Genomic DNA, 16501 nt, shown 5'->3' with positions numbered 1-16501 from the left:
CTAGGGGGGCGGTGCGGCGAAGCTGTCGGCCACGGCCCGGAACTGCTCGACCGCCCCGGCCGTGTCGGTGCTCGGGGTGGTCAGGCGCACCACCCACAGGTCGTTGCCCGAGGGCACGAGCCGCGTCCACGTCGTCCGGTCGTCGGGGCCGGACGCGGTGCGGTAGACGATCTGCTGGGGCGGCTCCCGGCCCGGCGCCGCCGTGCCGACGGCCTCCAGGGGCCCGACGCTGCTCCCGTCGACGCCGAGACTCGCGGGACGCGCGAGGAGCGCGGCGTAGTCGGACGCCCGCTGGGCGGGGTAGAAGCCGACGACGCGGTCGACGCGCAGCTCCCGGTCCGCGGACGGGGAGACGAACCGCACGGCGATGTCGCCGCCCTGCTGCTCCAGCCGGAACTGCTGCCAGTTCGCGGGCACCAGGGCGCTGAACCCCAGCCCGGTGCCGCTGTAGCGCTCGTCGGTGTCGGCGTGCGCGATGAGCAGGGTGTTCGCGACCTCCGGCCCCGCCGGGCGCAGGGTCGACGTGAGCGGACCCTGGCCGGCCAGCGACCGCGTCAGGGCGTAGGCGCCGACCGCTCCGAGCGCCGCCATGAGCACCAGCAGCGCGACGACGGCGACGACGGCCCACGGCGAGCGCTTCGGCGGGGCCGGCGGGTGCGGGGACGGCGTGAACGGCAGGGGCCCGGGATCGGCCGCCAGCGGCTGGCCCGGGCCGCCCTGGGTGGACCCGGTGCCGGTGCCCGCCGCGGCCGGGCGCGGTGGGGCCGGTCGCCACGCGGGCGCCGGTGCCCCGCCCGGCGGCGTCCAGCGGCCGGGCGGGCCGGTGCGCGGCGGGGGCGGCGGCGGGCGCCGCACGGTCCGCGTCACGTCCTCCGACGCGGGCACCCGCGGGCCGACCATCGTCGTCTCGGCATCGCTCGGTGGTGACGGCCCGCGCGCGGCGGCACCGTTGCCGGCCGTCCCCGTCGCGGCGCCGGCCTTCGGGTCGGTGACCCGGTCGGCGGTCTCGTCCCCGGCCTCGTCCTCGTCGTCCGGGGTCTTCCCGGAGGCCGTGCCCGTGGCGCCGGCGGAGGCGTCGGCGGAGGCGTCGGCGGCGTCCCGGTCGCCGGCGTCGGACGTGTCCGACGTCGTCCCCGTGGTCTCGTCGGCGGCCTCGGACGAGCCCTTCGGGGCGGCCTCGTCCGTCGCCTCGGCCGAGGCCTTGTCGGGGGCGTCGTCGGTGGTCCCGTCGGAGGTCTCGCCGATGGTCGAGCCGGTGGACGTGCCGGCGGCCGAGCCGGTGGACGTGCCGGTGGTCGTCCCAGGGGCGTCGCCGCTGGTGGCGCCAGTGGTCGTGCCGGTGGTCGTGCCGGTGGGCGTCGCGGTGCCCCGGTCCGCCGCCTCGTCGGGCGCGTCCACCGCGGCGTCCGGGCGGGCGCCGGCCGGGTCCGGCGTCACGCCGTCGGCGCGCTCCACGGTCGCCATCGGGTCCGCGGCGTCGTCCCCCGTGGCGTCCCCGTCCCCGGCGGCGGGCTGCCCACCGGGCGTCGCGCCGGCCTCGGCCGCCTCGCCGGCGGCGTCGGCCGCCTCGTTCTCGGCGTCCGCCTCGGCCCCGTCGCCGGCCGTCGTCCGTGCCGCGGCACCGGCGGCGGCCACGGCCGCGCCGGCGGCCACCGCCGCGGGCCCCACGCCGTCGGCACCGTCGGCGTCGGCGCCATCGGTGTCGCCGGCGCCCTTCTCGGCGCCCCGCCCCGCGCCGTCCCCGCCGGCCGGGGCGTCCTCGTCGTCGGATGTCCCGGCGGCCGGGGAGGTCGCGCCGGCCGATCCCGCCGGTTCCGCGTCCTCGGGCTCCGCGGCCGCCGCCGCCCGGGAGGCCGCCGCGTCCGGTGTGTCCTCCGCGCCGGCGGGCTCCGTGCCGGTCGCCGCGACCGCCGCGTCGGACGCCGCCGCGGGCGTGTCCCCGGACTCGTCACCCGGTGGTGTCGCGTCCTGTTCGCCGCCGGCGGGCGGGCCCGGGACGTCCGTGGCCGGTGCTCCACCGGCGTCAACCCGCTTCTCCGCGGTCTCCGGCTCCTCGGCGGGCGCCGTCTCGCCCTTCTCCTCGATCGCCGACGCCGACGCCGACGCCGCCGCAGCCGCCGCGGCCGCGGGCGTCGCCTCCGGACCCGTGCGCGGGCCGGGTGAGGGGCGCCGGTCGGTGCGTGGCCGCGGGCCGGGCGAGGGCTGGTCGGGCGAGCCCTCGACGAGCGTGCCCGCCGGGCCCTTTCCCGGGGGCCGGGGCGTGGGTCCCGAGGGGGGGCCGGACGGCTGCTGGCCGGGGACCGGGATCAGACCCGCCTGGTCGCTCGGGGCGCCCTGCGGCGGCAGGCGGAAGGCGGCCGTGCGCGGCGAGACGGGCGCGGCGAGGACGGGTCCCTCGGGGTCGGAGAGCAGCGGGCGCAGGCGCCGGCGCACGGCCGCGAGCGGCATGCGCAGCGTCGGGTCCTTGACCATCAGCCCGCGGACGACGTCGACCACCGGACCGCGGCCCGAGGGCACCGGGACCTCGCCGTGCACGACCTCGGTGACCGTGCCGACCGGGTCGCCCGCGTCGTACGGCGGGCGTCCCTCCAGACAGGCGAAGAGCGTGGCGCCGAGCCCCCACAGGTCGGCGGCGGGACCGACCGCGCGGCCCATCGCGACCTCGGGTGCGATGTACGGGGGCGAGCCCAGCACCGTGCCGGTCTGCGTCATGGACTGCTCAGCGGCGTTGCGGGCGATGCCGAAGTCGGTGAGCTTGATCTGCCCGTTCTCGCCGATCAGGACGTTGCCGGGCTTGACGTCACGGTGGGTGATGCCCGCCCGGTGCGCGGTCTGCAGGGCCGACGCCACGGCCGACCCGATCTCGGCGGCCTCGGGCTGGCTGAGGGTCCCGCGCTCGCCGATGTAGCTGGCGAGGCTGCGCGAGGGCAGCAGCTCCATGACGACGTAGGGCTCGGAGGCCACCTCGACGACGTCGTAGAGCGTGACGACGTTGGGGTGGGAGAGCATCGCGGTGGCCCGTGCCTCGCGCAGGGTGCGCTCGCGCACGATGGCGCGCTCGCCGACCGGGACGGACGACAGGCGCACCTCCTTGACGGCGACGGGACGGTGCAGGACCTCGTCGTACGCGGACCACACCGTGCCCATGGCACCGCGGCCGAGCTCGTGCTCGAGGCGGTAGCGCCCGACGATCCGGCGGGGGCCGGCCGCGTCGGCGGATGCGGGGCTCACGACTCCATGATGGCAACGCCGACCGCTGGCCGGACCACGTCGGGGGTACCCGGCGGTCGACGGGCTGCGACGGACGGACGTCGATCGCCGGGCAGCGGCCGGGCACGCCGGTGACCTGCGCCGACCGGCCGTTCGTCGGATCGCTCTCCGGGGTGGCGCGCCGCACACAGCGCGTTCGCGACCCTTCGCCGCGAGGGGGCGCCGTGAGCCCGCAACCGCCGTCCGGCGCAGGCATGCTGGGCCGGACAGTCGGACTCATCACGAGCCCGACACAGGAGGTGTGTTCGATGACTCTGGCTGAGCCTCACCCGGTGCCGGCCCACGTGGCCGACCTCGGTGTAGGCAACGGCCCGGAGTGGATCGACCGGTGGCTCGCCGCCCACGCCGACGACGTCCTCGGCTGGCGCCGCACGCTGCACGCGCGCCCCGAGCTGGCCCGCCGCGAGCACGAGACGACCCGCCTGGTCGCCGAGACGCTCGCGGCCGCGGGCCTGGCGCCGAGGCTGCTGCCCGGCACCGGGCTGATCTGCGACGTCGGCCAGGGCCCCCGCACCGTCGCGCTGCGCGCGGACCTCGACGCCCTGCCCCTGCAGGAGCAGAACGACGTCCCGTACGCCTCGCGGGTGCCCGGTGTCGCCCACATGTGCGGTCACGACGCGCACACGGCGATGCTGCTCGGCGCCGGCCTCGCGCTGGCGTCGGCGCCGTCGCTGCCCGGCCGGGTGCGGCTGATCTTCCAGCCGGCCGAGGAGGTGCAGCCCGGCGGCGCGCTCGACGCCATCGCCGCGGACGCCATCGCCGACGTCGACCGCATCTTCGCGCTGCACTGCGACCCGCGCCTGGAGGTCGGCAAGGTCGGCACGCGCACCGGGGCCATCACCTCGGCCTGCGACATGCTCGAGCTGCGCCTGACCTCCCCGGGCGGGCACACCTCGCGCCCGCACCTCACGGCGGACCTCGTGCACGCGCTCGGCACCGTCATCACCGGCCTGCCCGATCTGCTCTCGCGCCGGGTCGACCCGCGCTCGGGCACGGTGCTGGTGTGGGGCACGGTCCAGGCCGGTCACGCGGCCAACGCCGTCCCGCAGCAGGGCGTGCTGGCGGGCACCCTGCGCACGGCGCAGCACGCGACCTGGAACGAGCTCGAGCCGCTGGTGCGCTCGCTGGTCACCGCGCTGCTCGCCCCGACGGGCGTCGGCTACGTGCTCGAGCACCGCCGCGGCGTGCCGCCGGTGGTCAACGACGCCGTCTCGGCCGACCTGCTGGCCCTGGCCGCGCAGCGGGCGAACGGCCTGGACGCGGCGGTGGGCACCGAGCAGTCCAGTGGCGGCGAGGACTTCGGCTGGTACCTCGAGCACGTGCCCGGGGCGATGGGACGGCTCGGGGTGTGGTCCGGCGTCGGGGACATGTCCGACATCCACCAGCCGACGTTCGATCTCGACGAGCGCGCTCTGCCGGTCGGCGTGCGCACGCTCGTCCACGCGGCCCTGGCGTCACTCGGGGGCTGACGAACCCGGCCGGAAAGGATCCTCATCGCACGGCGTCGGGGGCGTCGGGCACGATGGCGCCCGTGAGCGATGCGACGGCGACCGCCACGGATGCCCCCACGGACGCCCCCACGGACCGGGCCCCGGCTCCGGTGCTGCCCCCGGTCCCCCGCCGCATCGCCGACGAGCTCGGCGTCGGCGAGGGCCGGGTGTCGGCGGCGGTCGAGCTGCTCGACGGCGGGGCGACGGTCCCCTTCGTCGCGCGCTACCGCAAGGAGGCGACGGGCGGGCTCGACGACGCCCAGCTGCGCACCCTCGAGGAGCGCCTGACCTACCTGCGGGAGCTCGAGGAGCGGCGGGACGCCGTCCTGGAGTCCGTGCGGTCGCAGGGCAAGCTCGACGACGAGCTGGCGGCGCGCATCCTCGGTGCCGAGACCAAGAGCAGGCTCGAGGACGTCTACCTGCCCTTCAAGCCCAAGCGGCGCACCAAGGCGGCCATCGCGCGGGAGGCGGGTCTCGAGCCGCTGGCCGACGCGCTGCTCACCGACCCCACGCACATCCCGCGCACCGCCGCGGGCGCGTACGTCGACCCCGACCACGGCGTGCCGGACCGCGACGCCGCGCTCGACGGCGCCCGCGCGATCCTCGTCGAACGCTGGGCCGAGGACGCCGACCTCGTCGGCGAGCTGCGCGAGCAGATGTGGCGCCGCGGTCGTCTCACCGCGGTCTACCGCGACGGGCGTGGCGGCGAGGGCGACAAGGAGGCGGCGAAGTTCTCGGACTACGCGGCCTTCGACGAGAAGTTCACCCGCCTGCCCTCGCACCGGATCCTCGCCGTGCTGCGCGGTGAGACCGAGGAGGTCCTCGCCCTCACGCTCGACCCGCTGGCCGCCGACGACGACGAGACCGCGATCGGCGAGGTCTACCTCGCGCGCATCGCCGCGGCCGTCGGCGTGGCCGACCGCGGGCGTCCCGCGGACCGCTGGCTGGGCGAGGCGGTCCGCTGGGCGTGGCGCACCCGGATCCTGTCCCGCCTGGTGGTCGACCTGCGGGTCCGGCTGCGCGAGGTCGCCGAGGAGGGCGCGGTCCTCGTCTTCGCCGGCAACCTGCGCGACCTCCTGCTCGCCGCCCCCGCCGGTGCCCGCCCGACCCTGGGCCTCGACCCGGGCCTGCGCACCGGCGTGAAGGTGGCGGTGATCGACGGCACCGGCAAGGTCGTCGCCACCGACACCATCTATCCCCACGTGCCCCGCCGGCAGTGGGAGGCGTCGCGCACCCGCATCGGCGAGCTGGCGCGCGAGCACGGCGTCGAGCTCGTCGCCATCGGCAACGGCACGGCCTCGCGCGAGACCCACGCGCTGGTGCGCGACCTCATCGCCCGCGAGCCCGAGCTGGGGCTCACCGCGGCGGTGGTGTCCGAGGCCGGTGCGTCGGTGTACTCCGCGTCCGAGCAGGCGTCGGCCGAGCTGCCCGAGCTCGACGTGTCGCTGCGCGGCGCGGTGTCGATCGCCCGCCGGCTGCAGGACCCGCTGGCCGAGCTCGTGAAGATCGACCCCAAGTCGATCGGCGTCGGGCAGTACCAGCACGACATCGCGGGCACGGCGCTGTCCCGCTCGCTCGACGCGGTCGTGGAGGACTGCGTGAACGCGGTCGGCGTCGACGTCAACACCGCCTCGGCGCCGCTGCTGCGCCGCGTGTCGGGCATCAGCGCCGGCCTCGCGACGACGATCGTCGGCTACCGCGACGAGCACGGCCCGTTCGCGTCGCGCACGGCGCTGCGCGAGGTCCCGCGCCTGGGGGCGAAGGCGTTCGAGCAGAGCGCGGGCTTCCTGCGCATCCCCGGCGCCGACGACCCGCTCGACCGCTCGGCGGTGCACCCCGAGTCGTACCCGGTGGTGCACCGGATCGTGGAGTCCACCCACACCGACGTCGAGGGCCTCGTCGGCAACACCGCGCTGCTCACCGACCTCGACCCCGACGCCTTCACCGACGAGCGCTTCGGGCGCCCGACGGTGCTCGACATCATCGCCGAGCTCGACAAGCCGGGCCGCGACCCGCGCCCCGAGTTCACCACCGCCGAGTTCGCCGAGGGCGTCGAGCAGATCACCGACCTGACGCCCGGCATGGTCCTCGAGGGCCAGGTCACCAACGTCGCGGCCTTCGGCGCGTTCGTCGACGTCGGCGTCCACCAGGACGGCCTGGTGCACATCTCGGCGATGTCCAAGGACTTCGTCTCCGACCCCCGCGCGGTCGTCGGGCCGGGCGACGTCGTCCGCGTGAAGGTGCTCGACGTCGACGTGGAGCGCAAGCGCATCTCGCTGACGCTGCGCCTCGACGAGGAGCAGGCCGCCGGCGAGGGCGAACGTGCCGAGGGCGGCCGGTCCGAGGGCGGCCGCTCTGGCGGCCGCGGCGGGCGGGGTCGTGGCGGCCGGAACCGCGGCGGCGGCCGGGGTCAGGGCGCCGGTGCCGCGACGGTCGAGGCGCCCGCGCCGGCTCCGACGGACGCCGCCGCGGCCGCGGCCGGCACCGCCGACACCTCCGCCGACACCGCCGCCGACACCGCCGCCGACGCCTCCACCGCGACCGCCCCGACCGAGGGCGGGCGCGACGGCGGCCGGGGTCGCGGCGGGAGTGGCCGGGGCCAGGGTGGCCAGAACCGTGGTCAGGGCGGTCGCGAGGGCCAGGGCGGCGGCCGTGGTCAGGGCGGACGCGGCGGCCAGGGCGGCCGCGACCAGGGCGGACGCGGTCAGAGCGGACGCGACCAGGGCGGGCGCGGCGGTCAGGGTGGCGGCAACCGCGGCCAGGGCAACCGCGACCGGCGTCCCGCGCCCACCAACGACGCGATGGCCGAGGCGCTGCGCCGCGCGGGCTACAAGAGCTGAGGGTTCCGCCGACGACCCGTGTCCTCGGGACACGGGTCGGCGACGGCGGTGCTCAGAGCTCCGAGCCGGGCCCCGGCCCCACCGAGCGGCAGGGGCGCTCGCGCAGCGCCTGCACGTAGTCGTCGGGCGCGCCCGCGGCCTCCGCGGCGTCGCTGAGCACGCCGATGTAGCGCGCGGAGGGCAGCCCGCCCTCGTACGCGTCGAGGACGTAGACCCAGGCCAGCTGGGGGCCGTCCATCGTCTGGATGCGCAGGCGGAGCTTCTTGTGCATGCCCAGCTCGCCGCCCTCCCACCGGTCGAGCTGGTCGACGTCGAGCGGGCTGACGTCGTAGAGCACCACGAAGACGCGCGACGAGGGGTCCTCGACGACGGTTGAGAGCGCGCCCTCCCACCCGTAGTCCTCGCCGCCGAAGGTCAGGCGCCAGCCCTCGAGCCAGCCCGTCCCCGACATGGGCGAGTGGGGCGCGCGTTGCATCATCTGCGTGGGCTCCATGTTGGACCCGTACGCGGCGTAGAGCGGCACGGCGGACAGGGTAGCCACGACCGGTGTCCGTCAGCCCCGACCGGGCCGCGGAACACGATCGGTGCGCGCCCGTCACCGGTGTCGGGGACGATGAGCGGCGCGGCGGAGCCGGACCGGACCATCGCGCGACAGGAGGGGAACCACCACATGACCCGCATCGTCATCCTCGGCGGAGGACCGGCGGGGTACGAGGCGGCGCTGGTCGCCGCCCAGCACGGCGCCGACGTCACCGTCGTCGAGCAGGACAGCCTCGGAGGCAACTGCGTCGCCTACGACTGCGTGCCGTCGAAGACGTTCATCGCCTCGGCGGGGGTCCGTGCGGGGTTCCGGCGCACCGCCGAGATGGGGGTCGACGTCGACGACCCGCGGGTCGACCTGCCGCGGGTCAACAGCCGCGTCCACGGGCTCGCGCTCGCCCAGTCGGCCGACGTCCACCAGACGCTGGATCGCGCCGGGGTCCGCGTCGTCGCGGGCCGCGCCTTCTTCGAGGAGAGCGACCGGACGAGCGCCACCCACGACGTGTGCATCGAGTACGCCGACGGGTCGAGCGAGACGGTCACCGCCGACGTCGCCCTCATCGCAACCGGCGCCTCGCCGCGGGTGCTGCCCGACGCCCAGCCCGACGGCGCGCGGATCCTGACCTGGCGCCAGATCTACGACCTCGAGTCGCTGCCCGAGCACCTGGTCGTGGTCGGGTCGGGCGTCACCGGTGCCGAGTTCGTCTCCGCCTACGCCGAGCTGGGCGTCCAGGTGACGCTGATCTCCAGCCGCGACCGGGTGCTGCCCCACGAGGACCCCGACGCCGCCGCCACGCTGGAGGAGGTCTTCACCGAGCGCGGGGTGCGCATCGAGCCGCGCTCCCGGGCGGACAAGGTCGTCGCCACCGCCGACGGCGTGCGGGTCACGCTCACCGACGGCCGCGAGGTCGAGGGCTCGCACGCGCTGATGACCGTCGGCTCGGTGCCCAACACCGACGACCTCGGCGCCGCGAACATCGGCCTGTCCCTGCGCGAGTCCGGGCACATCACCGTCGACCGCGTCTCGCGCACCGACGTCCCCGGTGTCTACGCGGCCGGCGACTGCACCGGCCTGCTCCCGCTGGCCTCGGTCGCGGCGATGCAGGGCCGGATCGCGATGTGGCACGCGCTCGGCGAGGGCGTCGCCCCGCTGCGGCTGAAGACCGTCGCCTCCGCGGTGTTCACCCGGCCCGAGGTCGCGACCGTCGGCATCGGGCACCAGCAGGTCGAGAGCGGCGAGTTCTCCGCGCGCGAGGTCATCATGCCGCTGGGCACGAACCCGCGGGCGAAGATGTCAGGGCTCCGCGAGGGCTTCGTGAAGATCTTCTGCCGGCCGGCGACGGGCGTCGTCATCGGCGGCGTGATCGTCGCCCCGGTGGCCAGCGAGCTGATCCTCCCGCTGGCCATGGCGGTGCAGAACAACCTCACCGTGGACGACCTCGCGCACACGTTCTCGATCTACCCCTCCCTGTCGGGCTCGGTGACCGAGGCGGGGCGCCGCCTGATGCAGCACGACGACCTGGACTAGAGGTCACGTCTGCTGCACCCGGTCGCGCAGCGCCCGCCGGCTGCGGAGGCCGAGCTTCCCGTAGACGTTGCGCAGGTGGTACTCGACGGTCTTCGACGACACGAAGAGCTCGGCGGCGATCTCGGGGTTCGTCCACCCCCGGCCGACGAGGGTCGTGATCTCGCGCTCCCGGTCGGTGAGGCCGTCGGCCCACCGGCCGCCGACGCGGACGGCGCCGCCGGCGGGACCGGGGGAGTCGGCGGGGTCCGCGGCGTCGTCGACGTCGGCCAGGCAGCGTTCGAGGAAGGGCCGCGCCCCGAGCCTGCTGTAGGCGTCCGCGGCCGCGTACAGCGCCGTGCGGCCCGCGGAGCGCTGCCCGGCGAGCACCAGGGTCGTCCCGTACGCGTGCCGCAGCCGCGTGCGGTACCAGGCCGGCTCCCCGCCGTCGGCGGGGAGCGCCAGCCCGGCCTCGAGGGCCCGCCGCGCGCCGGCGAGGTCGCCGAGGGCCGCGGCGAGCCGGCCGCTGAGCCAGGCGCGCGCCACCGGGAGGCAGCTGCCCGCGGCGGGGACGCGGTCCAGCGCGGCGAGCGTCCGGGCCGCGCTGTCGAGCCGGCCCGTGTCGAGGTGGCTGTCGACCAGCGCGGGCAGCCACCACCCGGAGTACAGCTGGATGCGGTCGGGCTCGAGCTGCTCCGGCGACAGGCCGCTCAGCGCCGTCGCCACGTCCTCGGCGCGTCCCTCCGCCTGCGCGATGGCCGCCGCGGCGAGGGTGAGGTGGATCCGGGGTCCGAGGAAGTCCGCGGCCTCGGCGCGCTCGGTGGCGCGCCGGAGGTCGGCGCGGGCGGCGTCCTGCTCCCCGCGACCGGCGTGCAGGATCGCCGAGAGCGACCAGAGGGTGGCGTGGTCGAAGCTGCGCCCGTACCGGGCGGCGGCGGCCGCGGCCACCTCGAGCTCCCGGCGGGCGGCGTCCCACTCGCCGAGCAGGTAGTCGCACCACACGAGGTGGACCTGGGCGGACACGCCCATGAGGTGGGCGAGCGGCGTGCCGCGCCGCCGGGCGACGACCGTGAGGTCCGCGCACGCCGGCGTCAGGCGGCCGAGCAGCCCGCGCAGGATGCCGCGGTGGGTCAGCCCGGCCAGCTCGTAGGGGGTCGCGTCGCCGGGTGCGGACGGCAGGAACGCGAGCTCGTCGAGACCGGCCGCCGGCCCGTCGGTGAGCGCGGTGCCGGCGGCGTGGAAGGCCCGGGCGAGGGCGACCAGCCGGTGGCCCTCGGGCACCTGCGCGCGGGCGTCGGCGGCCGCCTCCCGGGCCGCCTCCCCGGCACCGAGCTGGATGTGCACGTAGGCGAGCTCGAGGTCGAGGCGGGCCACTGCCTCGTCGGGCACCCGGTCGGCCATGCCCGCCCGTGCCTCGCGCAGCAGGTCGCGCGCGGCGGTGACCTCGTCGCGCGCGAAGGCGAGCAGCCCGAGCAGCCCGGAACGCCCCGGGCCGTCGGGCAGCGCCTCGATCTCGGCGGCGTGCTGCAGGGCGTCGCCCTCCCGTGCGGCGTGCACGAGCAGGCGGACGCCCTCGGTGAGGCGGTCGGCCCGGGCGCGATCGGTCGTGCTGCGCGCCGAGGCCCACAGGAGGTACTCCGCGGCGGTGACCAGCGCCCCCCGCGCGAACTCGGTGGCCGCCGCCTGCTCCAGCGCGTCGGCGAGGGCGGCGTCGGGGCCGTCGGTGCTGCCGACGAGGTGGCGCCAGTGCGCCGGCCCGCCGGTCAGCTCGGCGGCCCGCCGGTGCAGCGCCCGGCGCCGCTCGCCCGGCACGCTGCCGTACACGGCGTCGCGGACGAGGGCGGAGCGGAAGGCGAGGATCTCGTCGCTCTCGTCGACCTGGGCCTCGAGGAGCCCTTCGCGCACGAGCGGTGCGCAGTCCTCGGACACCGTGGCGCGCCCGGTGAGGCTGCGCAGGGTGCGCACGGGGGCCGGTTCGCCGACGACCGCGAGGGCCTCCAGCGCCTCCCGCGCGCCGTCGGGCAGCCGGGTCAGGCGGCGCCGCAGGCTGGCGGCGAGGGAGCCGGGCGGGCGGGGCCGGCCCAGCCGGTACCGCGCCGAGAGGTCCTCCTCGGCGAGCACCGCCCGCAGGTAGGTCGGGTTCCCGTCGGTCTCCTCACGCAGGCGGCGCGCGGTCCAGGCGGTGACATCCGGGTCGACCTCCCGCGCCAGCTCGCCGACCTCCCCGACCGTGAGGCCCGACAGGGCGAGGTGGACCGTGTCCTCGGGCCAGGGGTCACCCGGCGGGGGGTCGAGCCAGTCGTCCGGACGGTCGTGGCCGGCGAGGACGGCCATCACCCGCAGCGGGGGCAGGCGACGCAGCAGGCGGCGCAGCGCCGCGAGCGACTCGGGGTCCGCCCGGTGCAGGTCGTCGGCCACGAACAGCACCGGCCGGTGGTCGTCGAGCTCGTCGAGCGCGGCGAGCAGCGCCGACGCGCCGGGGGGCGACGGCCCGTTCGGCGCGGGCGCGGCGGTCGCGCCGGCGGCGTGCGCCGCGGCGAGGCACCGGGCGAGCAGCTCGCCGGGGCGGCTCAGCGCGACGTCGGGGGCGACCGCGCGCACCACGGTCATCCCGTCAGGACCGTCGCCGGCGACCCGCCGGCGCAGGCGGTCGACGAGCTCGGACTTCCCGATCCCGGCCGGTCCGGTGATCAGCACCGGCGGGGGCGTGCCGGTGCGTGCCCGGCGGGCCACGTCGAGCAACCGGTACAGCTCGGCCGAGCGCCCGACGCCGTCGAGCCCGCCCCGGACCGGTGCCTCCACCACGTGCCCACCCCCCAGCAACCCCCGGCACGACTAGGGATTGTGCCTGGGGCGAGGCCCCGGTGGAGGCGCCGATAGTGGGAGACGTCGCCCGAGCGGCCGCCGACGACAGCGCGTTCCCGTCCAACCCCCCAGGGCGGGACCGCGGAGGTCGGACCGGCACCGACGGCGGGCGCCGGCGCGGTGTGCCCGCATCGGCGCCCCGGTGCCGCAGTGCCGGGAACGGCCGCTCGGGTGACGCCGCGGCCCCGGTTCACCCCGTCGGCTCTTCGTCAACAGGTCCGTCGTCGGCAGGCCCCGTCGTCAGCAGGCCCGGCTGACCAGCGCGGCCCGGTCGCGCCGGGTGCGCACCGACCAGCTCGGTGCGCCCGCCCGCGCCTCGACCTCCAGCGCCCGCGCGAAGTGGGCGTCGGCGCCGGCGGTGTCGCCGAGCAGGGCGGTCAGCCGGCCGAGGGCGGCGGCGACCGCGCCCGTCCCGAGCCCGACCGCCCACACGGCGACCTGGTCGTCGTGGGGAGCGAGCAGGTCGACCAGCTGCGCGGCGCGGCGGCGGTCGCCGAGGGCGACGCACAGGTCGGCGCAGAACAGGTACGCGACCATGGTGCTGGCCTCGACGGGCAGGGCCGCGAGGTCGTCGCCGGCGATCGCGTCGAGGATCCGCCGGGCCTCGTCGTCCCGGCCGGTCTCGGCGTGCAGGACACCGAGCGCCGCGTGGATCGCCGGGAGCTCCGGCGACGCCGCCGCGACCCGGGCCACGAGCGCCTCGGCGTCGCCGACGCGGCCCTGCTCGCGACGCAGCGCGAACAGCTGGATGGCGTGGTACAGCAGAGCGTCCTCCTGCTCGGCCACCCGCCCGCGCTCGGCGACGTCGTGCAGGAGCCGGTCCGCGTCGTCGAGCTCCCCGCGCCGCAGGTGCCGGGCGACGTGCTGGAGTCCGGTCATCCACCGCAGCGTCGGCTGACCGATCTCGGCCATCAGGGCGTCCTGCGCGTCGAGGCAGCGGTCGGCCTCCGCGGCGTCGCCGACCTCGGCCGCCACCCGGAACCGCAGCCACCACGCGCGGTGCACCGTCACGGGCTCGTCGAGGCGGCGGGCGACGTCGAGCAGCTCGGCGGTGTCGGCGAGGCGCGCGGCGAGCGTGTCCGGGCCGCCGATCGCGAACGGCCGGGCGACGAGCACGTGCCCGAGCGTGCGCGGGTCGCCGAGCCGGCGGGCGATCGCCAGCGCCTCGTCGGAGAGGGCGAGGCGGCGGTCGCGGTCCCCGACGTGGAACAGCTCGAGGGCGAGCACGGCGAGCAGGCGCGCCCGCACGGCGCTGTCGCGCGCGCCGGCCATCGCGACCGCCGCCTCGAGCATCGCCACGCGGTCGGTGTCGGTGACGCCGAAGACCGACGGCTTGCTGCCCGGGCTGTTGGCGATCGCGGCGCGGGCGAGCCCGTCGGCGTCCCCGCGGGACCGGGCGAGACCGGCCGCGGCGAGCAGGGTCTGGCGGTGGGCGGCGTGTCCCGCGCGGCGCTGGGCCTCGCCGAGCGACACCAGCAGCGCCACGCGCCCGTCCTCGTCCCCGTCGGGCAGGAGGTCGACCGCTGCGCGCAGGGAGCGCACCGCCTCGTCGTGGGCGAGCTGCGCCCCGGCGCGCTCGCCGGCACGCGCGGCGTAGCCCGCGGCGCGGCGCCGCGACCCGGGGTCGGCGGGTGCGCGGGACCAGTGGTGCGCCAGCGCCTCGAGCTGGGTGTCGGCGCCGCCGCGGCGCTCCAGGGCCTCGGCGATCCGGCGGTGCCACGTGGCGCGCCGGGCACCGGTGAGGTCGTCGGTGAGGGTGGCGCGGACCAGCGTGTGGGCGAAGCGGTAGCGCAGCCCGTCGCCCTCCATCACCAGCCGGGCCGCGGTGGCCTCGTCGAGCGCGGCCAGCACGGTCTCCTCGCCGAGCCCGCCCGCGTCGCGGACGAGGTCCGGGTCGAACTCCGGTCCCACGACCGCGGCGAGGCGCAGGACGCCGAGCGTGTCCGCGTGCAGGCGGGAGAGGCGCCGGCCCATCACCTCCCGCACGCCCTCGGGCAGGCCGACGTCCTCGAGCCGCCAGCCGCCGGTGCGGTCGTCGAGCGCCCCGGACTCGGCGAGGTGGCGCAGGAGCTCCCGGACGAAGAACGGGACGCCCTCGGTCTCGGCGTGGACCGTGCGGGCGAGGTCGGCGATGTCGGTGGAGCCGGTGGAGCCGGTGGAGCCGGTGGAGCCGGTGGTGGCGCCGGTGGTCTCGGTGGTGTCGGTGCCGTCGTCCGAGGCGGCGGCGACCAGGTCGGCGACGGCCGCGGCGTCGAGCCCCCGCAGCGTCACCCGCTCGACGCCGGGCTGGCGGCGCAGGTCGGCGAGCAGCGCGCCCAGTGGGTCGTCCCGGGCGGTCTCGGTGTCGCGGTAGGTCCCGACGACGAGGCCGGGCGCGGCCGCGCGCGTGAGGTGGCGCAGCAGCTGCAGTGTGGGTGTCGTCGCCCAGTGCAGGTCGTCGAGGAGCAGCAGCACCGGCCGGTCGGCCGCGGCGTGCGCGAGCCAGGCGGCGACGGCCTCGAAGAGGCGGTAGCGCTCGGTCTCGGGGTCGGCGCGCAGCGGCGGCGGGAGGTCGGGGAACGCCCGCCCGATCTCGGGGACGAGACGGACGAGCTCGCCGGCGAGCCGGCCCAGGTCCCCGGCGCGGGCCGGTCCCTGTGCGAGCCGTTCGCGCAGCGCCTCGACGAACGGCTGGTAGGGCACGGCGAGGTCCTCGTCGCAGCGGCCGGCGAGCACGGTCCCGTCGTGCGCCGCAACCACGCGGCCCAGCTCGGCGGCCAGGCGCGTCTTGCCGACCCCCGGTTCGCCGGCGATCAGCACCAGCCGCGGGCCCTGCGCGTGGCCGCCGAGGCACACCTCGCGCAGCCGCGCGAGCTCGTCGTCGCGGCCGACGAACACCGGACCCATCTCGGTGAGCAGCGACGGCGCGCGGGGCGTGCTCGGCGTGGTCGGCGGTGGGGGAGCGGGCCGGGCGTCCTGGCCGTCCTGGCCGTCCTCGGCGTGTCGCGGCGGCGAGGATGTGGCGATCCTGGCGTCACGTGCCAGGAAAGCCGCATCGCTCGTACCGGGCGCCGCATCGAGGGCCGGATCCTGGCGCAGGATCGCGGTGCGCAGCGCGGTGACGGCGGCGCCGGGGTCGATCCCGAGCTCGTCGCCGAGGCGCCGGCGCAGGTCGTCGTCCGCGGCGAGGGCCTCGGCCTGCCGTCCCGCCCGGTAGAGCGCGAGCATCCGCTGCCCGGAGAGGCGTTCGCGCAGCGGGTGCGCGCGGGTCAGGGCGTCGAGCTCGCCGGCGAGCTCCCGGTGGCGTCCGCAGGCGAGGTCGGCGTCGATCCGGTCCTCCAGCGCGGCCAGGCGCGCCTCCTCCAGGCGGTCGGCCTCGGCCCGCAGCGCCGGGGCCTCGGCGGCGGCCGGGAGGTCGCCGAGCACCGGGCCCCGCCACAGCCCGAGCGCCTCGCGCAGGAGCGCGGCGGCGGCCGGGCGATCGTCGTCCGCGCGGGCCCGGGCGACGAGGTCGTCGAAGCGGTCGGCGTCGCTGCACGGGCGGGGGAGCGCGAGGAGGTAGCCCGGTGTCCGCGTCACCAGGGCGCCGTCGGCGCCGCCGGCCCGCAGGCACCGGCGCAGCCGCGAGACGTGGACGCGCAGCGCGTGGGCCGCGCCGGCCGGCGGGTGGTCGCCCCACAGCTCGTCGGCGAGCCGCGGGGCGGCCACGACCCGCCCGCGGGCCACCAGCAGCACGGCCAGGAGCGTGCGCTCCCGCACGCCGCCCAGATCGACCGGCGCTCCCTGTGCGTCCACGGCCTCGAGCGGGCCCAGGATCCGCAGCTCCATCGGCGACAACCCCCCGGACCGGGCCCACCGGCACCCGCTCCGCGCCGAGAGTAGCGCGCTGTGACGATCGTTGTGAGGTCCGAGTGACAGACGGGTGACCTCGCGGACAACGTCGTCGCCGACAGTGATCCGTGGCTGCGGCACGCAGCGCAGCGGAGCTGCCGCGCCGGAGGCCGATCACAGCA

At 77.5% G+C, this 16501-nt stretch carries 7 protein-coding genes; 3 read left to right on the top strand and 4 right to left on the bottom strand.

What is annotated here, in order from left to right; all coding sequences use genetic code 11:
- Positions 1-3231, bottom strand: a complete 3231-nt coding sequence (locus QSK03_RS33270; RefSeq protein ID WP_352232063.1) for a serine/threonine-protein kinase — start codon at positions 3229-3231, stop codon at positions 1-3.
- A gap of 287 nt (positions 3232-3518) precedes the next feature.
- Between QSK03_RS33270 and QSK03_RS28520 the strand changes: the two genes are divergently transcribed.
- Together QSK03_RS28520 and QSK03_RS28515 are read left to right on the top strand one after the other, a co-directional pair.
- On the top strand, positions 3519-4739 hold the full coding sequence (locus QSK03_RS28520; RefSeq protein ID WP_285658963.1) for an amidohydrolase: 1221 nt from the start codon (positions 3519-3521) through the stop codon (positions 4737-4739).
- 131 nt (positions 4740-4870) lie between these two features.
- Positions 4871-7600, top strand: a complete 2730-nt coding sequence (locus QSK03_RS28515; RefSeq protein ID WP_285659020.1) for a Tex family protein — start codon at positions 4871-4873, stop codon at positions 7598-7600.
- 52 nt (positions 7601-7652) lie between these two features.
- On the opposite strand, the gene QSK03_RS28510 is transcribed toward QSK03_RS28515, so the two are convergent.
- Positions 7653-8123, bottom strand: coding sequence for a gamma-glutamylcyclotransferase family protein (locus QSK03_RS28510; protein WP_285659019.1), 471 nt, complete (start codon positions 8121-8123; stop codon positions 7653-7655).
- 147 nt (positions 8124-8270) lie between these two features.
- Between QSK03_RS28510 and QSK03_RS28505 the strand changes: the two genes are divergently transcribed.
- Positions 8271-9668 (top strand): NAD(P)H-quinone dehydrogenase, encoded by a 1398-nt coding sequence (locus QSK03_RS28505; protein WP_285658962.1) that lies wholly within the window; start codon positions 8271-8273, stop codon positions 9666-9668.
- Between the two features lie 3 nt (positions 9669-9671).
- Here QSK03_RS28505 and QSK03_RS28500 read toward each other — a convergent pair whose 3' ends face one another.
- A complete protein-coding gene (locus QSK03_RS28500; protein ID WP_285658961.1) occupies positions 9672-12449 on the bottom strand; it encodes a helix-turn-helix transcriptional regulator in 2778 nt (925 codons plus the stop codon).
- Between the two features lie 300 nt (positions 12450-12749).
- Complete coding sequence (locus QSK03_RS28495; RefSeq protein ID WP_285658960.1) at positions 12750-16316, bottom strand: ATP-binding protein; 3567 nt, start codon at positions 16314-16316, stop codon at positions 12750-12752.
- Positions 16317-16501 lie beyond the last annotated feature (185 nt).

The sequence above is a fragment of the Actinomycetospora sp. NBRC 106375 genome (assembly GCF_030269665.1).
GTDB lineage: Bacteria > Actinomycetota > Actinomycetes > Mycobacteriales > Pseudonocardiaceae > Actinomycetospora.
Note: the sequence above shows the minus strand (reverse complement) of the source record. Positions and strands in the feature narration are given on the sequence as shown.

What these genes read in the sequence shown, in the direction of transcription:
- QSK03_RS28520 (WP_285658963.1), top strand. Translation starts at nt 3,519, where the DNA reads ATGACTCTGGCTGAGCCTCACCCGGTGCCGGCCCACGTGGCCGACCTC.
- QSK03_RS28495 (WP_285658960.1), bottom strand. Translation starts at nt 16,316, where the DNA reads ATGGAGCTGCGGATCCTGGGCCCGCTCGAGGCCGTGGACGCACAGGGA.
- QSK03_RS28505 (WP_285658962.1), top strand. Translation starts at nt 8,271, where the DNA reads ATGACCCGCATCGTCATCCTCGGCGGAGGACCGGCGGGGTACGAGGCG.